The 21,101-nt window shown below is 68.9% G+C and carries 18 protein-coding genes; 11 read left to right on the top strand and 7 right to left on the bottom strand.

Going from position 1 to position 21,101, the window contains the following annotated elements; genetic code table 11:
- Positions 1-29: 29 nt before the first annotated feature.
- Positions 30-1,685, top strand: a complete 1,656-nt coding sequence (locus tag QM806_RS01230) for an alkaline phosphatase D family protein (protein ID WP_005253685.1) — start codon at positions 30-32, stop codon at positions 1,683-1,685.
- On the opposite strand, the gene QM806_RS01225 is transcribed toward QM806_RS01230, so the two are convergent.
- A complete protein-coding gene (locus QM806_RS01225; protein ID WP_005253686.1) occupies positions 1,682-2,149 on the bottom strand; it encodes an SRPBCC family protein in 468 nt (155 codons plus the stop codon). The two genes, QM806_RS01230 and QM806_RS01225, sit on opposite strands and share 4 nt — an antisense overlap.
- Positions 2,150-2,287: 138 nt before the next feature.
- On the opposite strand from QM806_RS01225, the gene QM806_RS01220 reads away from it, so the two are divergent.
- Positions 2,288-4,363 carry an elongation factor G gene (locus tag QM806_RS01220; protein ID WP_065490136.1) on the top strand — a complete coding sequence of 692 codons (2,076 nt, stop codon included), beginning with the start codon at positions 2,288-2,290 and terminating at the stop codon, positions 4,361-4,363.
- Positions 4,364-4,488: 125 nt separating this feature from the next.
- A complete protein-coding gene (locus tag QM806_RS01215; RefSeq protein ID WP_005567029.1) occupies positions 4,489-4,848 on the top strand; it encodes a hypothetical protein in 360 nt (119 codons plus the stop codon).
- A gap of 7 nt (positions 4,849-4,855) precedes the next feature.
- On the opposite strand, the gene QM806_RS01210 is transcribed toward QM806_RS01215, so the two are convergent.
- The gene (locus tag QM806_RS01210) at positions 4,856-5,899 is read right to left on the bottom strand and encodes a helix-turn-helix transcriptional regulator (RefSeq protein ID WP_169693594.1); all 1,044 of its coding nucleotides are present in this window, start codon (positions 5,897-5,899) and stop codon (positions 4,856-4,858) included.
- Between the two features lie 86 nt (positions 5,900-5,985).
- Here QM806_RS01210 and QM806_RS01205 point away from each other — a divergent pair, with 86 nt between their 5' ends.
- The 3 genes from QM806_RS01205 to QM806_RS01195 all read left to right on the top strand — a co-directional run bounded on the left by QM806_RS01205 (position 5,986) and on the right by QM806_RS01195 (position 7,792).
- Positions 5,986-6,453 carry a cupin domain-containing protein gene (locus QM806_RS01205; protein WP_005253690.1) on the top strand — a complete coding sequence of 156 codons (468 nt, stop codon included), beginning with the start codon at positions 5,986-5,988 and terminating at the stop codon, positions 6,451-6,453.
- On the top strand, positions 6,450-6,854 hold the full coding sequence (locus QM806_RS01200) for a DUF1304 domain-containing protein (protein WP_005253691.1): 405 nt from the start codon (positions 6,450-6,452) through the stop codon (positions 6,852-6,854). The genes QM806_RS01205 and QM806_RS01200 overlap by 4 nt, the downstream gene beginning before the upstream one ends.
- A 68-nt stretch (positions 6,855-6,922) precedes the next feature.
- The gene (locus tag QM806_RS01195) at positions 6,923-7,792 is read left to right on the top strand and encodes a cutinase family protein (protein WP_120659417.1); all 870 of its coding nucleotides are present in this window, start codon (positions 6,923-6,925) and stop codon (positions 7,790-7,792) included.
- Between the two features lie 12 nt (positions 7,793-7,804).
- Here the strand turns inward: QM806_RS01195 and QM806_RS01190 are convergent, their stop codons facing one another.
- On the bottom strand, positions 7,805-8,341 hold the full coding sequence (locus QM806_RS01190) for a winged helix-turn-helix transcriptional regulator (protein WP_081315304.1): 537 nt from the start codon (positions 8,339-8,341) through the stop codon (positions 7,805-7,807).
- Between the two features lie 55 nt (positions 8,342-8,396).
- Between QM806_RS01190 and QM806_RS01185 the strand changes: the two genes are divergently transcribed.
- Entirely contained in the window at positions 8,397-9,797 is a 1,401-nt protein-coding gene (locus QM806_RS01185; protein ID WP_065490135.1) for an MFS transporter, read from the top strand.
- Here the strand turns inward: QM806_RS01185 and ychF are convergent.
- The gene (gene ychF, locus QM806_RS01180; RefSeq protein WP_005239054.1) at positions 9,787-10,866 is read right to left on the bottom strand and encodes a redox-regulated ATPase YchF; all 1,080 of its coding nucleotides are present in this window, start codon (positions 10,864-10,866) and stop codon (positions 9,787-9,789) included. The genes QM806_RS01185 and ychF overlap by 11 nt on opposite strands.
- 47 nt (positions 10,867-10,913) lie before the next feature.
- On the bottom strand, positions 10,914-11,327 hold the full coding sequence (locus QM806_RS01175) for a CD225/dispanin family protein (RefSeq protein WP_005560516.1): 414 nt from the start codon (positions 11,325-11,327) through the stop codon (positions 10,914-10,916).
- Positions 11,328-11,446: 119 nt separating this feature from the next.
- Between QM806_RS01175 and QM806_RS01170 the strand changes: the two genes are divergently transcribed.
- The 4 genes from QM806_RS01170 to QM806_RS01155 all read left to right on the top strand — a co-directional run bounded on the left by QM806_RS01170 (position 11,447) and on the right by QM806_RS01155 (position 16,927).
- Positions 11,447-13,024, top strand: a complete 1,578-nt coding sequence (locus QM806_RS01170; protein ID WP_120659418.1) for an FMN-binding glutamate synthase family protein — start codon at positions 11,447-11,449, stop codon at positions 13,022-13,024.
- 126 nt (positions 13,025-13,150) lie between these two features.
- Positions 13,151-15,454: a carbon starvation CstA family protein gene (locus QM806_RS01165; protein ID WP_054246715.1), complete on the top strand. Its 2,304-nt coding sequence runs from the start codon at positions 13,151-13,153 to the stop codon at positions 15,452-15,454.
- Complete coding sequence (locus QM806_RS01160; protein ID WP_037202947.1) at positions 15,447-15,638, top strand: YbdD/YjiX family protein; 192 nt, start codon at positions 15,447-15,449, stop codon at positions 15,636-15,638. The genes QM806_RS01165 and QM806_RS01160 overlap by 8 nt, the downstream gene beginning before the upstream one ends.
- 77 nt (positions 15,639-15,715) lie before the next feature.
- Complete coding sequence (locus QM806_RS01155; protein WP_005560521.1) at positions 15,716-16,927, top strand: AI-2E family transporter; 1,212 nt, start codon at positions 15,716-15,718, stop codon at positions 16,925-16,927.
- 7 nt (positions 16,928-16,934) lie between these two features.
- Here the strand turns inward: QM806_RS01155 and QM806_RS01150 are convergent, their stop codons facing one another.
- Positions 16,935-19,916 (bottom strand): AAA family ATPase, encoded by a 2,982-nt coding sequence (locus tag QM806_RS01150; protein ID WP_169693596.1) that lies wholly within the window; start codon positions 19,914-19,916, stop codon positions 16,935-16,937.
- Entirely contained in the window at positions 19,913-21,097 is a 1,185-nt protein-coding gene (locus QM806_RS01145; protein WP_054248945.1) for an exonuclease SbcCD subunit D, read from the bottom strand. Before QM806_RS01145 ends, QM806_RS01150 begins: the two co-directional genes overlap by 4 nt.
- Between the last annotated feature and the right edge of the window lie 4 nt (positions 21,098-21,101).

Below are 21,101 nucleotides of genomic sequence, written 5' to 3'. Positions count from 1 at the left end.
CATGGAACGAACATCGGCAGGGTGACGTCATGGCGGAGCTGATTCTGGGGCCACTGCTGAGACATGTCGGCACGTGCGACGCGACGGTGTGGGTCGAGACGTCGGAGGCGTGCACCGTCCGAGTCCTCGGCCACGAGGAACGCACGTGGAACGTGTCGGGTCACCACTATGCGCTCGTCGTCGTGGAGGGTCTGGAGCCCGGGTCGACCACCCCGTACGAGGTGACCCTCGACGGCCGCCCGGTGTGGCCGTTGCCGAGTGCCGTCCCGTCGATGATCCGGACGCTCCGGGAGGACGACGACACGCTCGTCCTCACGTTCGGGTCGTGCCGGTTCGCCACGATGTCCACGACGGAGGGCAACCGGCACCTCGGCGCCGACGCCCTGGACGCGTATGCGGTGCGGATGGCCGAACAGTCGCCGGACCAGTGGCCCGACGCCCTGCTGCTGCTCGGGGATCAGGTGTACGCCGACGAACTCTCCCCCGAGACCGAGGCACGGGTCGCCGAGATCCACGACGTGAACGAGCCACCGGGGCCGCAGGTGCGCAATTTCGAGGAGTACACCTGGCTCTACGCCGAGTCGTGGTCGGACCCTCAGGTGCGCTGGCTGATGTCGACGGTGCCGACGTCGATGATCTTCGACGACCACGACGTCCGGGACGACTGGAACACCTCGGAATCCTGGCGCGCCGAAATCGAGGCCACATCGTGGTGGGAGGAGCGCATCGTCGGCGCGCTTTCCTCGTACTGGGTCTACCAGCACCTCGGGAACCTGGCGCCGAGTCACCTCGCCGAAAATGAACTGTACCAACGCGTTCGGAAGCACGGCGGCGACGTCGAGCCGATGCTCCGCGAATTCGCGTCTGCCGCCGACGAGGAAGCGGACGGGGCCAAAGGCATGCAATGGTCGTATCGCCGGGACCTCGGGGTTGCGAGGCTGCTCGTCATCGACTCGAGGTGCGGTCGCATCCTCTCCGGCGGTCGCCGCGAGATGGTGTCCGACCCGGAATTCTCCTGGATCGAACGTCAGACCGAGGGCACCTACGACCACCTCCTCGTCGGCACGTCGCTGCCGTGGTTGCTGCCCCGCGCCCTTCACGACCTCGAGTCCTGGGACGAACGCCTCGCCGCCGGGTCCCGTGGCCCGCGGGTCGCGGCCTTGGCGGAGAAGATCCGGCGGGGAGCGGACCTGGAGCACTGGGCGGCGTTTCGCGACTCATTCGACCGGCTCGCCCGCCTCTTCGCCGAGGTCGGCGCAGGCCGTCGGGCCGGGCCGGGGGGCCGGGCGCCGTCCACCATCTCGGTGCTGTCCGGGGACGTCCACCACGCCTACGTCGCGCAGGCGCACTACACCGAGCGGTTGCAGTCACTGGTGTATCAGCTGACGTGCTCGCCCCTGCACAACTACGTTCCGGCCGCCATGAAGGTGACGTTCCGGATCTCGTGGCGGCGCGCCACCGAGCGGACCGTGCGTTTCATCCTCGGCCGGGTGTCGCGGGTGCCACCCGTCCCCATCGACTGGTCGAAGGTCGCCGGACCGTTCTTCGGCGATCAGGTCGCGACTCTCCACCTGAACGGGCGGGCCGCCCGCCTCGTGATGGAACAGGCACGCAACGGCAGCGACGGCACGCCCCGATTCAGGACCATGACCGACCTCGAGTTGACGACGGGAACGGACGCCTAACGCTGCTCGGCCGCCGCCTTCAGCTGTGCGAGCCCCTTCTCGAAGTCCTTGCCCACCATCTTGTCCATCGGGAAGAGGACCCCCACGATCGTGAAGAAGCGGTTGGTCTTGCCGGTCATCTGCCAGCGGACGGTGGTCCCGGCGCTGTTCGGCTCGAGGAGGAACGTCGTGACATTGTCGGCCTTGAACGGTTTGAGGAATTTCAGGTCGAGCACGACCTTCGAGCCGGGCACCGACTCGGTGATCACCATCGACCCCGCACCCGCCTTGCGATTGCCCTCCCAGGCGTAGGCGGCGCCGACGCCCGACTCCGGGCCGGAGTACGTGCGCTTCAGGTCGGGATCGACGTTCTCCCACGGCGACCACGACTGCCACAGCCGGAAGTTGTCGAGAAGCGGCTGAACGACGTCGGGGCTCGCATCGATGACGGTGGAACGTTCGACGAGGAAGTCGTCCGAAGCCATGCCGGTCTCCATTCGGTGTCGGGTGTGGTGGACCGACGTCGCGCCCACCTGTCGAGGTGGAAGATAACGCCTCACCGGCGGTCGCGCGCGCGGTATCGTCGGGAGCGACCCAACGACAGTGCTGTGGTGGGGGTAGCAGTGACGACCGAGACGGATCTGATCCGCAATATCGCTCTGGTGGGACATCAGGGTAACGGGAAGACGACGCTCGCGGAGGCGATGCTCTTCCGCGCCGGTGTCGTCACCCGGCCCGGACGCGTCGAGAGCGGTAACACCGTGCTCGACACCCAGCCCGAGGAGCACGACCGCACGCAGTCGCTGACGCTCGGCCTGGCCTCCTTCTCGTGGGGCGACTACCGGATCAACCTCCTCGACCCGCCGGGCTACGCCGATTTCGTCGGCGACGCGACGACCGCGCTCCGGGTCGCGGACGTCGCCGTGTTCGTGATCGACGGAGTCAGCGGTCTGCAGGTGAACGACGAGTTGCTGTGGCAGGTGGCCGGCGAGCGATCCATCCCACGCATCCTGTTCGTGAACAAGATGGACAAGGAGCGGGCGTCGTTCGATGTCGTCCTTGCCGGGATCCGCGACCATTTCGGGTCGGGAGTCGAGCCGGTCGACCTGCCCGTAGGCGAAGCGTCGGCGTTCACCGGGGTCGCCGATCTCCTCACCGAGCACGTCATCCTCTACGACAGCGGGTCCGCGAACACGAGCGACGAACTGCCCGCCGACATCGCCGACCGCGAGCACGAACAGCACGAGCATCTCGTGGAGGACGTGGTCGAGATCGAGGACGACCTGCTGTCGAAGTACCTCGACGGGGAGGACATCTCCGTGGCCGAACTCGAGCACGCGCTCCGCGCGGGTTTCGCGGCGGGCTCGCTGTGGCCGGTGCTGTGCGGGTCGGCCGTCGATGCGATCGCCGTCGACCGGTTGCTCGACTTCGTGTGCCGGATCGCGCCCGCACCGTCGGAGGTCCCGGGCATCGAGGTGCGCGGTGACGGGGTCGCCAAAGTGCGCGGCGACGGGGTCGCCAAAGTGCGCGGTGACGGGGTCGCCGAGGTGCGGTGCGATCCCTCGGGGGACCCGCTCGCGTACGTCTTCAAGACGCAGACCGACGAATACGTCGGGCAGGTGGCGTTGGTGAAGATCCTGTCCGGCACCGTGCACGCCGATGACGTCCTCGTCAATCAGCGCACCGGCGCGAAGGAGCGCCTGCACAACCTCCTTCGCGTCCTCGGCAGTAAGCACACCGCGATCGACACCGCGGAGGCGGGCGACATCGTCGGCGCCATCAAGCTGACCGACGTGTCGACGGGCGACACCCTCGCGCCGATCGGCTCGTCCCTCACCGTGCCTCCGATCGTGCACCGGCGTCCGGTCTACGGGATCGCCGTGGCCGCCGAGAGCGCAGGCGACGAGGACAAACTGGCGACCGCCCTGGCGGAGCTCGTCAGCGACGACCCGACGCTGGAAGTGACCCGCGACAGCGAAACCCACCAGACGGTGGTCCGGGGCGCGGGCGACGTGCACGTGCAGGTGGCGCTGACCCGGTTGAAGCGGCGGTACGGCATCACCCTCCAGACCGAACCGGTCAAGATCGCCTACCGCGAGACGCTGCTCGGCACCGTGGAGACGGAGGGCCGCCACAAGAAGCAGAGCGGCGGCCATGGCCAGTTCGGGGTGGCGACGGTCCGCTTCGAGCCGCTCCCCCGCGACGAGGGCTACGAGTTCGTCGACGAGACCCGCGGTGGAGTGATACCCAAGTCCCTCATTCCCGCGGTCGGCAAGGGGATCGCCGAATCGATGGGACGCGGAGGCAGGCACGGGTTTCCGCTCGTCGACCTACGGGCCACCGTTCTCGACGGCAAGCATCACTCGGTCGACTCCGACGATTTCAGCTTCCGGATGGCGGGGGCACTCGCCCTTCGGGCGGCCATCGACAAGGTGGGCACCCTCGTCCTCGAACCCGTCGACCACGTCGAGGTCACGGTGCCGTCGGCGCTTCAGGGTGACGTGATGGCGGATCTCGGACGGCGGCGCGGCCAGATCGAGGGCACCGAACCGGCAGGGGACGGCGAGGTCACCGTGATCGCGTCGGTGCCGACCAGCGAGGTCACCGACTATCCGGTCGCGCTGCGCTCGATGACACACGGGCGTGGTCGTCTCGCACTGAGTTTCAAGTGCTACCAGGAGCGGCCCGAACCGCGCTGACAGTGCCCTTCCAGCGTGCACGCAGCGTTCTTTCAGCCTCCCGCGGTGTAGTGGTGTCTCACTCACAGAAGGGAACGGCATCGATCATGCGTTCACAATTGGTTCGAGGCATCGGTGGAGCGGCGATGGCTGTCGGTCTCGCATGTTCCGTCGTCGCGTGTAGTTCGGGCGAGGCGTCGTCCGGCACTTCGTCGACCGACACCAGCAGCGCCGCCGTGGAGGGCGGCGCCCCGGCCGCGACGATAAGCGATGAACTCCAGGCCTGCCTCGAGGAGAACGGCGTACCCGCACCGCCCGACCAGGCCGGTGGCGGCGCACCGGGAGGAATGGCGCCGCCCGGCGGCGAGATGACACCGCCGGAGGGCGGCGATGGTTCGACCCCGCCTGAGGGCGGAACTCCGGACGCGTCGAGCGCTCCTCCCGGGGTCGACAGTTCGACGTGGGCGGCCGCGCAGGAGGCGTGTTCCGGCGGGGCCGGTTCGTGAGCCGCAGCTAGTGCTCGCGACCGGTCCGCAGCCGCGCGGCGAGTTCCGCGCGGCTGCGGACCCCGGCCTTCGCATACACCGATTTCAAGTGGTCCTGGACGGTGTTCACCGTGATGCCGCGGCGGTCCGCGATCTTGGACGTCGCGTAGCCGGCGATCACGTCGGCGCACACATCACGTTCGCGTGCGGTCACCGCATAGGCCGCGAGCAGCAGTCCCGTGAGCTCGCCGCCGACCGCGGGTTCGAGGGTGACCACAGTCTGCGGTTCGTCGCCGCCGATCAAGGCCGTGGCGCGCACCAGAATCCAGCCACCTTCCGCATCGCGGACACGCGCCTTGAAGATCCCCGAACCGCTGGATCGCGCCCCGAACGTCGCGGCCCGCAACACGACGGTCAGCCTGCCCGGGGCCACCTCGTCGAAGCGATCCTGCCAACCGCGGGCAGCGGCCGTGAGCGCGACCGGATCGCCGGCGGCATCGGTCAGCACCACCGCCGGACCCTGGTCGCCGCCACCGGAGATCGCCGGGGCGTGCACGGACGCGGCCCGTGTCGCGACCGCCAGGCCGGGGGCCACGAGTGTGAGGAACTCGAGCTCACGGTCGGTGAAATCCGGTCCGGACCGCACGAATCCGGCTGCGCCCCAGCACACGCCGTCGACGCGGAACACGAGGCGGACCTCGCTGCCGAGCCCCAGCGGCGCCCACACCGCGCCGTGACGGAGGCTGTGCGCGACCTCGTCCGCGGGGAGGTCCGAGGCCCGCGCGACGGTTCGACCACTGCGGGCGAGTTCGGCGAACGTGCCCGGATCGTCGCCGTTGTACTCCGATTCGGCGAGCAGCGGCTCGTACTGCTGCGGGATCCGGCTACGCCCGCTGGTCATCGAACTGATCGCGAGCGTCTCCGGGTCGAGCATCGCCCAGCACGTCAGGTCGCTGCGCACCGTCTCACCGACTAGTTCTAGGGCGCGCTCGTGCAGCTGTGTGACACCGGCGCCCGATCCCGCGACCGCGAGCACCTCGCGGCGCAGCTTTTCCGCCCGGACCTCCAGCATGAACACAGTATGCGCTGGTCACAGGCACACCACCATCCCAGATTCCGGGGATGGGCAGCGGGGTACGCCGGTCCTACCGTCGCAGTATGTCCACCCACGTTCACGTAAACAGAGCAGGCGACGGCAGGCACCTCACCGCACCGGACGCCGACATCACGGTCCTGGTCGGCGGCGATCACGCCGGCGGAGCGTACGAAGTCTTCCTCGTCGAAGCGTCCCGGAATGCGCCGGACGGCCCACTGCACGCCGAACCGTGGCCGAAGTCCTACCACGTGCTGCGCGGCCGGATTCTCGTCCAGGCCGGAGACACCGGGTACGAGCTCGCGGCGGGGGAAACCATCGCCGTCGAGGCGGGAACGATGAATACGTTCACGGTCCTCTCCGAGTCCGCCGACTTCCTCCTCGTCTCCGCCGGGGCATCCAACAGCGGCTTCTTCGGTGATCTCGACGCGGTCGGCCGCGGCGGGCACTCGCCGGCGGAAATGGACCGGCTGCTGCACGAGGTCACCGATCGGTACGGCGTCGAACTCGCGACCGGGGCGGGTGCGCCGTGACCATCGTCGCCCAGATCGCCACACTGGTCGCCGCAGGCGTGCACCTGCTGGCGTTCGTGTGGGAATCGGTCCTGTTCCGCAGGCCGTCGGTGCACGAGGGCATCTTCCGCATCCCCGGCAGCGATGTGCCCGCCGCCCATCTGTGGGCGTTCAACGTCGGCTTCTACAACCTGTTCCTCGGTTCCGGCGCCATCGCCGGCGTCGTCCTGTGGTGGGCGGGTCACGACACTCCGGGTCGCACCCTCGTCGTCTACACCTGCCTCTTCATGTTCCTGGCCGGCATCGCCCTGGCCCTTTCGGACCGGATGGCGCTCAGCCGACAGCGCGGGGACGGCGTCGTCGGCGCACTGTCGCAGAGTGTGCCCCCGCTGGTGGCCTTGATCGCGCTGGCGATCGGGTGACATCCCACGGCGTCCGATTGCCAGGAACTTCTCAGGGTCGACCGAACGGATCCTTACTCGCGGTCGGCATGATGGGAGCCATGTTCCAGGTGACCGTTCTCGCCGTCGGTGGCACCGGAGAGTCCCACCCCGATGACCACCGACGCCACGTCTCCGGACTGTTGCGTGACGTCACCGATGCCCTCGACGACCGGTTCGTGTCGCGGTGGGTCGGCTATCCGGCGTCGTACGGGCCGGTCGCCGCGGGCGGGCTCAGCTACCGGGAGAGCACCGAGGTCGGCGTCCGCCGCTTGATCGACGCCATGGAGGACGCTCCGGGACCGGTCATGCTGATCGGCTACTCGCAGGGATGCACCGTGATCCGTGAGGTGCTCGGGCAGATCGCCACCGGCGCCCTGCGCGCCGACAACCTCTCCGCGGTGGGTCTCGTCTCCGACCCCGAGCAACCCGCGGGGGTGGTGCCGGGCTGCCGGGGGCGCGGTGTCGCGGGCGACGGCGCCCCGATCCCCGACTCCGTTCCGGTCCAGTGGATCGCGCACCCGGACGACATGATCTGCAATGCCAGCGAAGACAGCTACGTCCGCGACATCGCGGACCTCACCCGGTGGATGTCGTTTCGCGCGCTGCGGACGTGGCTCGCCCAGACGTGGGAACTGATCCGCAACAACAGCTTCCAGAACGCGACCAAGACCCGCGTCAGCCCTCGGCAGTGGCGCACCGACCTGCGTCGACTGCGGACCGCGGCGATCGAGGTGCTCGGCTACCTACCGCCGCGCCTCGCCTGGCGCGGTGTGCGCGTCGTCAATGCGCGGGGCGGGCGGCATGTCGCGTACGCCAGCGAACCCCTCGATGCGAGCGGGCTCACCGGATGCCAGATCCTCGCCCAATGGCTGCAGGTGCGGGCGACGTTCGAACCGGCCCTGCCCGTCGCGGCGTAAGGGTCGCGCCGATCAGGCGTCGCTGCGCGGACGCAGCGGAGTGAGCATCCGGCGGGGTGCACGCAGGGCCACGGCGACGGCGTCGCTGCGGGGACGGACGGCCTCCCCCGGCCCGGGCGCGACCACCAGGTCCTCGGGGCCCGGGATCGTGCCGCAGTCGGGGCATCGCCCGAAACGATCGAGTTGCGTTCCGCACTCCGCGTGCGAGAACACGCGGCCCGGGTAACTGCCGGGCGACACGTACTGCTCACCCCATTGCGACAGCGCATAGATGCTCGGCCACAGCGCCTTTCCGGCCTCGGTGAGCTCGTACTCGGGATGACCGCCGTCGGCGACACGGACGAGGACACCGGTCTCGACGAGAGCGGTCAGCCGATCCGTCAGGACGGCGCGCGAGATGTCGAGATGGGCCAGCAGATCACTGAAGCGGCGGACCCCGTAGAAACAGTCGCGCAGCACGAGCATCGTCCACCGCTCACCCACCACTTCGAGGGCGCGAGCGAGGTTGCAGTTCTGCTGCGAGTACCCGGTTCCCAGTGCCACGCCCACATGCTATCGCAATTCAGTCTTGTCACCAGACCAAATTGGTTCTAAGTTCAGTCTTGTGAACAGACCAACTGCGGTTGCCCCACCGATCCGCGCACGCACACCCCGCCCGGCGACCACGCTGGCCGTCGCGTCGCTCGGGACGTTCGTCGCTCTGGTCGCGTTCTGCGCCCCGCTCGGCAACATGCCCACCGTTGCCGCGGCACTGTCGGCAGGGCCGGCAGCGCAGACGTGGATTCTCAGTTCGATGAGCGTCGGCCTCGCCGCGGTCCTATTGACTGCGGGCGCACTCGCCGACGACTACGGCAGGTGCCGGGTGTTCCACTGGGGTGCCTGGCTTCTCGCCCTGGGCGCGGTGGTCGGCGCGGTCAGTCAGGAACCCGTCCTGTTCATCGTCGGACGACTGATCCAGGGAGTGGCGGGCGCGGCACTGATCGCGGCCAGCCTCGGCGCCGTCGCACACGCCTTCACCACGCCAGGGGCGCGGGCCACGGCAAGCGGGATCTGGGGCGCGAGCGTCGGCGCCGGCATCACCGTCGGTCCCGTCCTGGCCGGCCTCCTCGACCTCGCCGGGTGGTGGCGCGGACTGTACTGGGCACTCGCCGCCGCGTCGCTCGTGATCGGACAGGTCGCGACGCGTGCGCTCGCGGAGTCACGCTCCGCCGTCCCGAAGCGGATCGACGTCCCGGGAGCGGTCACGCTGTGCGCCGCGATGGTCCTGGTGCTCGTCGCACTCGTCGAGGGCAGGCAGGGCAACCTCGCCGCCACCGTGCTCTGCGGCGTCGGCGCTGCCGTGTTCACCCTCGCCTTCGTCGCGGTCGAGCGGCGACGACCGTTCCCGATGCTCGACCTCGCGTTGTTCCGCCGACGCGACTTCCTGGCCGCCACCCTCGCGGCCCTCGCGACCGGGGCGGGCATCATCGGTCTGATGTCGTTCGCGTGCACGTTCCTCGTCAAGACGATGCACGTCAGCACGCTGGCCGCAGCCGGGGTGATCGCGCTGTGGTCGGGCACGAGCGTCGTGGCGTCACTGCTCGCCCGCACACTCCCGGCGCGGCTCGCCGGCTCACCACAACTCGTCATCGGACTCGCCGGCGTCGGCGTCGCCATGCTCACGATGACGGGCCTCACCCCCGACTCGTCCCTGCTGCGCCTCGTCCCGGGACTGCTGCTCGCCGGCGTCGCCAGCGGGCTCCTCAACGCCGGGCTCGGCCGCCAAGCCGTCGCCAGCGTGCCCGCCGATCAGGGCGGACTCGGCAGCGGCGCCAACAACACCGCCCGCTACCTCGGCTCGTCCATCGGCGTCACCGTCGTCAGCATCATCGCTCTCGACCCGGTAGGCACCGTCGACGGCATGGTGTCGGGCTGGAACTACGCCGCCGTCACCACCGGGCTGATCTCACTGGTCGGCGCAGGGGTGGTCGGCGTGCTCGTGCGAGGAACCGCTGTCAGACGTTGAAGCGGAATTCCACCACGTCGCCGTCGGCCATGATGTAGTCCTTGCCCTCCATGCGGACCTTGCCTGCGGCCTTGGCGGCGGCCATGGACCCGGCGGCGACGAGGTCGTCGAAGGAGACGATCTCGGCCTTGATGAAGCCGCGCTCGAAGTCGGTGTGGATGACGCCGGCGGCCTGCGGGGCGGTGTCGCCCTTGTGGATGGTCCAGGCGCGGGATTCCTTCGGACCTGCGGTGAGGTAGGTCTGCAGGCCGAGGGTGTGGAAGCCGGTGCGGGCGAGTGCGTGCAGGCCGGGCTCGGACTGTCCGATGGAGTCGAGCATCTCCTGCCGGTCCTCTTCGTCCAGCTCCAGCAGCTCCTGCTCGACCTTGGCGTCGAGGAACACGGAGTCCGCGGGGGCGACGGAGGCGCGCAGTTCGGCGACCTTCGCTTCGTCGGTGAGCACGGCCTCGTCGGCGTTGAACACGTACAGGAACGGCTTGGTGGTGAGCAGGCTCAGCTCGCGCAGCAGCGAGAAGTCCAGCTTGTCCTTCGCGCTGAACAGGGTCTTGCCCTCGTCGAGGACTTCCTGCGCCTTCAGCGCCTCCTCGTGGATGGGCTTGAGTTCCTTGTTCTTCTTCGCTTCCTTCTCCAGACGCGGCAGGGCCTTCTCCAGCGTCTGCATGTCGGCGATGACGAGCTCGGTCTCGATCACCTCGATGTCGGACGCGGGGTCGACGCGGCCGTCGACGTGCACGACGTCGTCGTCGTTGAAGACGCGAACCACCTGGCAGATCGCGTCGGCCTCGCGGATGTTGGCGAGGAACTTGTTGCCGAGGCCGGCGCCCTCGGAGGCGCCCTTGACGATGCCGGCGATGTCGACGAACGACACCGTGGCGGGCAGGATGCGCTCGGAACCGAAGATCCGGGCGAGCTCGGACAGCCGCGGATCGGGCAGTTCGACCAGGCCGACGTTGGGTTCGATGGTCGCGAACGGGTAGTTCGCGGCCAGCACGTCGTTGTTGGTCAGCGCGTTGAACAAGGTGGACTTGCCGACGTTGGGCAGTCCGACGATTCCGAGGGTAAGGCTCACGGTCGTTGGATTCTACGGCGTCGGGGCCGTATCAACGACCATCGGCCTCACCAGCTCGAAGTATTGCTGTTCGCGACGAGGGCGATGATCAGGATGGCGTACCCGATGACGAAGACGACGATCAGCGCCACCCAGATCCACAGGGCGATCTTGCCGAGCGCCTTGGCGCGGTCGGACGCGTACTGGGCGCCCTGGTAGTCGCCCATCGCCCACTTCGGGTACACGTCGTGGACGTGGTTGAACGCGGCGAACGCGAGCGGCCAGAAGAACAGCACGGCGGCCACCGCCCAGCCGGCGTTCGAGGGCGGCAGCGGCGGCGGGCCGTACTGGCCCGGGTACGGCTGCGACTGCGGCGGCTGCTGTTGCTGCGTCGGGTACTGGTAGCCGTACGCACCCGTGTCGCCGGGCTTCGGCGGCACCGGATTGCTCGACACCTCCGGATTGCTCGATGACTCCGTCATGACATCCCCCTGTCGTGGCAGCTGACCTCGTGCGTCCACTATCCCACCTGTCTCCCCCGTGAGTGGGAAAGTGCGCCGGAGTACGCGTCGGCACTCACGTGAGGTTCTAGTCTCAGCGAGTGACCCGCTGGTTGATCGTCCTCGCGTTATGGATCCTCGGACTGGGTGCTCTCGCCCTGGCCCTCGGCGTTGCCACCGGGTGGTGGTTCGCCGCGGTCGTCCTTCTCGCGCTCGCAGCCCTCGGGACATGGGATCTGCTGCAACGGCGGCACAGCATTCTGCGGAACTACCCGGCGCTCGGGCACGCACGGTTCCTGCTCGAGAAGATTCGCCCCGAGATCCAGCAGTACTTCGTCGAATCATCCACGGACGGAACGCCCTTCGACCGGGACACCCGCGACCTCGTCTACGAGCGGGCCAAGGGGACCCTCGCCGAGGAGCCGTTCGGCACCGAACGGGACGTGCACGCCGTCGGCTACGAGTTCATGGCCCATTCGCTGCGCGCCCGGATGGCACCGCCCGAGCCGCCGACCGTGCGCATCGGCGGCCCCGACTGCGAACGGCCCTACGACATCGCGCTTCTCAACGTGTCGGCGATGAGCTTCGGCTCGCTCTCCGCGAACGCCATCGAAGCCCTCAACGCCGGGGCCGCGCGCGGCGGGTTCGCGCACGACACCGGCGAGGGCGCGATCAGCCCGTATCACCGCAAGCACGGCGGCGACCTGATCTGGGAGATCGCGTCCGGCTACTTCGGGTGCCGGACGGACGACGGTCACTTCGATCCCGGCAAGTTCGCCGAACATGCAGCCTCAGAGCAGGTGAAGGCGATTTCGATCAAGTTGTCGCAGGGCGCGAAACCCGGGCTCGGCGGTGTGCTGCCCGGGGCGAAGGTGTCGCGGGAGATTGCCGAGACGCGCGGCGTGCCGGTCGGGAAGACGGTGATCTCCCCGCCCTCGCACACCGCGTTCTCCACCCCGAACGAGCTGATCGACTTCATCGTTACCCTGCGAAAGCTCTCCGGCGGCAAACCCGTCGGGTTCAAATTGTGCGTCGGATCGCGCACCGAGTTCCTCGGCATCTGCAAGGCGATGCTCGAACGCGACGTCACCCCGGACTTCGTCATCGTCGACGGCTCCGAGGGCGGAACCGGTGCAGGTCCAGTGGAATTCGAGGACAACATGGGCATGCCCCTCACCGAGGGGCTGATGCTCGTGCACAACGCGCTCACCGGCGCCGGACTGCGGAACCGCATCAAGATCGGCGCGTCCGGGAAGGTCGCCAGCGCATCCGACATCGTCAAACGGATCATCCAGGGCGCCGACTTCACGCTGGCCGCCCGCGCGATGATGTTCGCCGTCGGGTGCATCCAGGCGCAGATGTGCCACACCAACCGCTGCCCCGTCGGGGTGACGACCCAGGACCCGGCGCGGACCCGCGCACTCGACGTCCCCGACAAGGCGGCCAGGGTGTTCCGGTTCCAGAAGTCGACGGTGGCCGGCGCCCAGCAGATGGTGGCATCGATGGGTCTCGACAGCTTCGACCAACTGACACCGTCGATGCTCAACCGGCGAATCGACGGAGTCACCACCCGCACCTACGCGGAACTGTACGAGTGGCTGATGCCCGGCGAACTGCTCGAGGATCCGCCGTCGGAGTGGCTCACCGACTGGATCGACGCCGATTCGTCTCGCTTCTGACGTCGTTTTTTCGTCGAACCGAACGTCGGCGCAATAGGGTGACGGGGGCCACAAGAGATGTGGCATCTGTCGACGGCGTCACCCCTGGCACACAATGACGACGGGGGCGCTGGGAAGGAGTTCGCGATGGCCCTGAGAGCCGCACCCGAATCCGAGATCGAGTACCTGAAAACGGATCCGGATCTACCAGCGGTCGGCGTCGTGGACCGCACCCCCATCTCACCGGCGACGCGGATCACGTTCGCCGTCCTCGGCCTTCTCGGCGGCATCGCCTGGGTGATGATCGCGTTCATCCGCGGCGAGAACATCAACGCCGTCTGGTTCGTGGTGGCCGCCGTCTGCACCTATCTCATCGCCTACCGCTTCTACGCGCGGCTGATCGAGCGCAAACTCGTCCAACCCCGTGACGACCGGGCCACGCCCGCCGAGATCCTGGAGAACGGCAAGGACTACATGCCGACGGACCGGCGGGTGCTGTTCGGGCACCACTTCGCCGCCATCGCCGGCGCAGGCCCCCTCGTCGGTCCCGTCCTCGCCGCGCAGATGGGCTACCTGCCCGGCACGCTGTGGATCATCATCGGCGTCGTCTTCGCCGGGGCCGTCCAGGACTTCCTCGTCCTGTGGATCTCGACGAAACGCCGCGGACGCAGCCTCGGTCAGATGGCCCGCGACGAACTCGGCCTCGTCGGCGGTGTCGCCGCCATGATCGGCGTCTTCGTCATCATGATCATCCTCATCGCGGTGCTCGCCCTCGTCGTCGTCAACGCGCTCGCGGAAAGCCCGTGGGGCGTCTTCTCCATCGCCATGACCATCCCGATCGCCCTGTTCATGGGCGTCTACCTGCGGTACCTGCGCCCGGGCAAGGTCGCCGAGGTGTCGCTGATCGGCGTCGTGCTGCTGCTCCTCGCCATCGTGTCCGGCGGCTGGGTCGCCGACACCGGCTGGGGCGCCGACTGGTTCACGCTTTCCAAGGTGACCATCGCCTGGCTGATGATCGCCTACGGTTTCGCCGCATCCGTCCTGCCCGTCTGGCTGCTGCTGGCCCCGCGCGACTACCTGTCGACGTTCATGAAGATCGGCACGATCATCCTGCTGGCCATCGGCATCCTGGTCGCGCAGCCCACCATCAAGATGCCCGACGTCACGACGTTCGCCATCCAGGGCAACGGCCCCGCGTTCGCGGGCTCGCTGTTCCCGTTCCTGTTCATCACGATCGCGTGCGGCGCGCTGTCCGGCTTCCACGCCCTCATCTCCTCCGGCACCACACCCAAGCTGCTGGCGAAGGAAAAGCAGATGCGGCTGATCGGATACGGGGGCATGCTCACCGAGTCGTTCGTCGCGATCATGGCGCTCGTCACCGCGTGCATCATCGACCAGCACCTGTACTTCGCGCTCAACGCGCCGGCCACCCTCACCGGCGGGACCCCCGAGACGGCCGCCGCGTATGTGAACGGCCTCGGACTGTCCAGCCCGAACATCAGCCCCGACACGCTCGCGCAGGCCGCGGAGAACGTGGGCGAGGAGTCGATCATCTCGCGCACCGGCGGTGCCCCGACGCTCGCGTTCGGCATGTCGGAAGTGCTCAGCCAGTTCCTCGGCGGCGCCGCCCTCAAGTCGTTCTGGTATCACTTCGCGATCATGTTCGAGGCGTTGTTCATCCTCACCACCGTCGACGCAGGCACCCGTGTCGCCCGGTTCATGCTGTCCGACTCGCTCGGCAATTTCGGCGGACCCGCCCGCAAGTTCAAGGATCCGTCGTGGCGCGTCGGAGCCTGGGTGTGCTCGCTGGCCGTCGTCGGCCTGTGGGGCGCAATCCTGCTGATGGGCGTCACCGACCCGCTCGGCGGAATCAACACCCTGTTCCCGCTCTTCGGCATCGCGAACCAGTTGCTCGCTGCGATCGCGCTGACCGTGGTCCTCGCCATCGTCATGAAGAGGGGCCTGTTCAAGTGGGCATGGATTCCCGGCGTTCCCCTCGTCTGGGACCTGATCGTGACCATGACGGCGTCCTGGCAGAAGATCTTCTCCGGCAACACCGCCGTCGGCTACTGGTCCCAGCACGCCGCGTTCAAGGAAGCGAAGGAAGCCGGCAAGACCAGCTTCGGTTCCGCCAAGACCCCCGAGGCCATCGACGCCGTCATCCGCAACACGTTCATCCAGGGGACCCTGTCGATCGTGTTCGCCGGCCTCGTCCTCGTCGTCGTGGTGGCCGGAGTGCTCGTGTGCATCAAGGCGTTCCGGGCGGGTGGACTGCCGACCACCGAGTCACCCGAGCAGCCGTCGAAGATCTTCGCGCCTGCCGGGTTCGTCCCCACCGCCGCCGAGAAGGAACTCGACAAGGAATGGAACGAACTCATCGCGTCGGGAGCGGTGCGCGCGCCCGGTGCTGCGCACACCCACACGGACAGGGCACATCACCATGATGAATAGGGTCGTGCGGGCCGTCCGGACCGCCTGGTGGTGGACGGGGTCGCTGATGGGCGACCACGACTACAGCAGGTACGTCGAACACCTCCGCCGGAACCATCCGGACGCCGAGGTGCCGACCGAGCGCGAGTACTGGAAGGCGCGCTATGCGGACGCCGACGCGAACCCAGGTGCCCGCTGCTGCTGACCACACCGGGCCGTCCCGGCGTCCCCCAGTACTGTCAGTACTGATCAACTGAGCAGACACGGCAGGGAGGACCATCTGTGACGGAGAAGGAAGCCCCGGCACCGTCCGGGAGCACGGTCACGAAACCGGACCGCGGGCATCTCATCGGGGTGGGTGCGATGTGGCTGGCCAAGTGGTCACTGGTCCTCGTGGCCATCTCGCTGGGTGCGTTGTTGTTCGGGTGGATCATCGAAAAGCTGTGGGTGATCGTCCTCCCCGTGCTCCTGGCCGTCGTGGTGTGCACGGTGCTGTGGCCGCCGACCCGGGCGATGACGAGACGACGTATTCCCCCGGCGGCGGCCGCCGCGACGTCGCTCGTCGTGTTCATCGCCGTCGTGGCCGGAATCATCGCGGGCATCGTGCCGTCCGTCGTCAACCAGGCACCCGAGCTGGCCAACAAGGCCACCGAGGGCATCAACCAGGTGCAGGACTGGTTGAAGGGTCCGCCGATCAACCTGCAGGACGATCAGATCGAGCAGGGCATCCACACCATCGTCGTGAAGGTGCAGGAGAGTGGGACGGTCATCGCGTCCGGTGTGTTCACCGGGGTCAGCACTGCCAGCTCCCTACTGCTCACGCTCGGCCTCGTGCTGGTGCTGTCGTTCTTCTTCATCAAGGACGGCCCGCGGTTCATCCCGTGGCTGCACTCCGTCGGCGGCGGCCGCGCGGGCCGTCACCTCGAAGTGGTGCTGGGCCGCATGTGGGACACGCTCGGCGGGTTCATCCGGACGCAGGCACTGGTCAGCCTCATCGACGCCGTCTTCATCGGCGCCGGACTGCTCATTCTCGGTGTGCCGCTCGCACCGGTCCTCGCGATCCTGACGTTCATCGGTGGCTTCGTCCCGATCGTCGGTGCATTCGTCGCCGGTGCTCTCGCCGTGCTCGTCGCGTTGGTGGCCAACGGCCTCACCACCGCGGTGATCGTGCTGATCATCATCCTCGTGGTGCAGCAGATCGAGGGCAACGTGCTGCAGCCCGTTCTCCAGAGCAAGAGCATGAAACTGCACGCCGTGGTGGTTCTGCTCGCCGTGACCGCCGGCGCCTCCGTCTTCGGGATCGTCGGCGCCTTCCTCGCGGTGCCCGCCGCCGCCGTCGCCGCCGTGGTGGTGCGCTACATCGGTGAGCAGATCGACGAGCACAGCGCCGAAAGCAACATCGCCGACGCCGACGCCGCGAACGACGACCTCGACGACGCCGAACGGGAGGGCGTCACCGTCGACGAGGCCGCCGTCGCGCCCAAGGCGGACTGACCGGCACTCAGCCGGCGACGACCTCCACCGTGGAGCCGGTGCGTCCGCGAATCACGTGCAGCCGGCTCGGGATTCGCTGACGCATCTCGTCGACGTGACTGACGATCCCGACCACCCGGCCGCCGTCACGAAGCTCGTCGAGGACGCCCATCACCGAGTCGAGGGTGTCCGCGTCGAGGGTGCCGAATCCCTCGTCGATGAACATCGTGTCGAGGACAACGCCTCCCGACTCCGCCGCGACGACATCGGCGAGACCGAGCGCCAGCGACAGCGACGCCAGGAACGACTCACCGCCGGACAGGGTCTTGGCCGAACGCACCACTCCGGTGTAGTCGTCGCGGATGTCCAGCCCCAGGCCACCGCGGCGGCCTCTCGGACCGGCCTCGTCGCTGTGGACGAACTCGTACCGTCCCGCCGACATCCGGCCGAGCCGCGCGGATGCCGAGACGGCCACCTCTTCCAGCCGGGCCGCCAGCACATACGACCGCAGCGACATCTTCCTGGCGTTCTGGCCACGGCCCGCGATCACCTCGGCGAGGGCGGCCAACTCCTCGTGCGCGGCCTGCATCGGCGCGATCGCCTCGGCGGCCTTGTCGAGTTGACCGACGAACCGTTCCAGATCGAGCAGTCGGCGCTCGGCGTCGGATGCCGCCGCGACGGCGACGTTCACGACCTCCGCGGCCACGTCGTGCGCGTGCTGGACGGACGCCAGTTCCACGGGATCTGCCTCGGCGACGGCAACGACCTCGGGGTCGTCGAGCACGCTGCGCGCCCCGACCTCGGCGTCCCGCGCCGCCGTGAGGACGGCCTCGATCTCACCCTGACGGGCGGCCGTCCGGACCGCGGCCACGGCGTCGGCAGAGCTGTCGAAACCGGCATCCCCGGCCAGCGTTTCGGCCTTGGCCGCGAGTTCACGGGCCGCCGACTCGGCTCCGGCACCGGCGTCCCGCGCGTCGAGCAGTTCGGATGCGGACTCCGCAAGCGCGTCGAGTCGTGCGCGGCGTGCCTCCACGCTCGGGTCGTCGCCCGCCGCCTCGCTCACTCGGGCCCGGATCTCCCCGAGCTGTGTCGTGCTCGCCGTGATCCTCTCGGCCACGGTGGCGGCGTCGACGCCCAGGTCCCGGGACCGTTCCTGCAGGTGACTCTCGCGGTCCCGCAGTTCGGTGAGTGATGCGGACCGACGCTCGACCTCGTCGCCGAGCGCAGTCGCCTCCCCCACCGCCGCCTCCGCGGCCGTGAGTGCCTGCGCGAGTTCGTCCGCGTCACCGTCGCCGCCGCGCTGGACGAGCACGTCGATCGCGCGCTCCACCGCGCCCAATTTCTCGGTCGCGGTCGTCAGCGCCGCCGCAGCCTTCTGCTCCGCTGCGAGGGCCTTGTCCTCGTCGGCCTTCGTGACCGACAGCTCGGACGGTTCGGCAGGCTGCGGGTGCTCGGGCGAACCGCACACCTGGCACGGGACACCGTCCTCGAGCGTGCCTGCCAATTCGGCGGCCATGCCCGCGATCCGACGTTGCAGCAGGTCGAGCCAGTGCTCGCGCGCGTCCTGGTGCTGTCGCCGGGCATCGAGCACGCCGCGCTCGAGCCGATCACGCTCGGCCCGGCGGGTGCGGACATCCGCCGCCGCCGAGGCAGCGTCGGCCGCCCGGTCCCGGGCATCGACGAGGGCCGGGAGTGCGGCGCGGGCCTTCTGCGCCGAGTCGAGCGCCTTCTCCGCTTCCCGCAGAGCGAGCGGCAATTGTTCCCGCTCCCGGGTCAGCGCGTCACCGGCCTCGGCGAGTTCGACCTGCCGGGCGTGCAGTCGCTCCACTTCGACAGCGAGCCGGTCGGCGGCGACGGATTCGGCGAGTGCTCCGTCGAGGCGCACGATCTCGTCACGCCAGGCCCGGATACTCGACCGGATGTGCTCCCGTTCGTCAGCGGTCGGAGGCCAGGACAACTCCGCCACGAGATCGGCGCCGCCCGCCGTCGAGCGCAATCCGTCCGTGATCGCCTCGACGTTCCGCGCGGCAGCCGCAGCCTTGGCCCGGGCGGCGTCGGCCTCGTGCGCGACGGTCGCGACAGGTTCGGCCCGGCGCGCATCCGCCAATTCGGCGACCAGGACCGCCCGCCGGGCCGCCCCCGCTGCGTGGGCCTCGAGTTCCGCCTCGGCTCGCCGCCTGCGGTTCTGGAGTTCGAGGACGCGGCGCGCCTCCGTGAGCGCGTCGCGGGCCATCTTCGCCCGGCTCTTGGCGTTCTGCAGGTCGTCCGCAGCCAGGTCACGGGTCTCGCGGGCCTCGTCCTCGAGCTTGTGGGCCCAGGTCACCGGATCGGCATCTGCGCCTCCCTCGATACCCGCGGCCGTCGCGACCCGTGCCAGCAGCACGTCGATGGCCCGTTGATGCTCGTCCAGGTCGTGGGCGCTGGTGCGCCTGCGGTCGAGGAACCACTCCTCCACCGTCCCGAATCGGGTGGTGTCGAACAGCCTCTCCAGGAGCTGACCGCGTTCCTCGTTGTCGGCGCGCAGGAACTTCGCGAACTCCCCCTGCGGCAGCAGAACCACCTGGAAGAACTGGTCGGCGCTCATACCCATCAGCCGACCGACCTCGTCGGCGATGTCGGGGATTCGTGACAGGTTCTCCCCGCGGCCGTCGAGCCAGGTGAGCGTGGCCTTCGCGTTCTCCTTGATGGTCCCCGACCCACGGCGCTTCGGACGCTCGAACTCGGGGCTGCGGACGAGACGCAGATGCCGGCCCGCGATCGTCGCCTCGAGCGTCACCGTGGGAACGGAACCGGCGGGCGCGTGGTCGGACAGGAGGCGCTTGCCGTCCTTCCGTGCCCCGGGCACCGTGCCGTACAGCGCGAACGCCACCGCGTCGAGGACTGTCGTCTTACCGGCGCCGGTATGACCGTGCAGCAGGAAGAGCCCGTCCGCGCCGAGCCGATCGAAGTCGACTTCCACGGATCCTGCGAACGGCCCGAAGGCTTCGACTTCGAGTCGATGCAGCCTCATGCCGTCTGTTCCAGCGCGACGACCTCGGCGGTGTCTTCGCCGGCCCGGTCGGCGAAGCCGAGTGCGGCTTCCACCAGCCGGATCTCGCCGGTCGACGGTTCGCTGCGCACGTCGGTGAGGAAGCTGCGCGTGATCTGCAGATCGCTGCGCCCGTGCACCTTGTCCCGGTAGCGCAGATCGTCGCCGCCCTCGGGGCGTTGCCACTCGAGGTGAACGGCGAACGGGAAGCGGGTCTGGAGTGAGCGCATGGCGTCGACCGGGCGTTCCGGGTCGGTGAGCACCGCCGACACGTAGCAGTCCTCGGCGTCGCGGTACGTGTCGTCCTCGAGCAACTCCTGCACCGTCCCTGTCAATTGTCGGAGACCGCGGACCACCGGCAGGTCGACCCGCTCGACGGTCCGCAGTCCGTCGGCGTCGAGATCCACGAGGTAGACCGCCTTGCTGTGGGTGCGCTCGCCGAAGGAGTACGGCAGCGGCGAACCCGAGTACCGGATGTTTTCCGCGAGGGTCTGGGGCGAGTGGAGGTGGCCGAGCGCGACGTAGTCGACCCCGCCGAAGGCCGAAGCCGACACCGTCTCGACGCCGCCGACGGAGATGGACCTCTCCGACCCGGTGGCCTCGGCGCCCACGACGAACGCGTGGGCGAGCACCACGGACCTGGTGAGCGGTGTGGTGTCGTTCCGCCTGTCGAGGTCGGTGCGGACACGGTCCATCGCGGCGTCGAGGATCTCGGCGTGCGACCGCGCGGTCGGCACGTCCAGTTGCGCGCGGGTGATCTCGGGCTCGAGATAGGGAATGCCGTAGAACGCGACGGGACCGTGCGCGTCCTCGAGCACGACGGGCGAGCCGATCCCGGCGACCGTCGTCATGAGGTGCAGCCCGCCCGCGCGGGAGAACGCGGCACCCGCCCCGAGCCGCGCCGCGGAGTCGTGGTTGCCGGACGTGGCGACGATGACCGCGCCGGCGTCCCGGATCGCTTCGAAGCCGCGGTTGCACACGGTGACGGCGTCCGCGCTCGGGATCGACCGGTCGTACACGTCGCCGGGTACGACGACGACGTCCACGCCGTGCTCGGCGACGAGGGCGGCGATCGCGTCGAGCACACGGGCCTGGTCGGTGAGCAGGTCCACCCCGTGGAACGTGCGTCCGATGTGCCAGTCCGAAGTGTGCAGGATCCTCATGTCC

It is taken from the genome of Rhodococcus sp. IEGM 1351 (genome assembly GCF_030056875.1).
GTDB lineage: Bacteria > Actinomycetota > Actinomycetes > Mycobacteriales > Mycobacteriaceae > Rhodococcus_F > Rhodococcus_F opacus.
The sequence above is the reverse complement of the archived record's forward strand: the minus strand, read 5'-3'. Positions and strand labels throughout refer to the sequence as shown.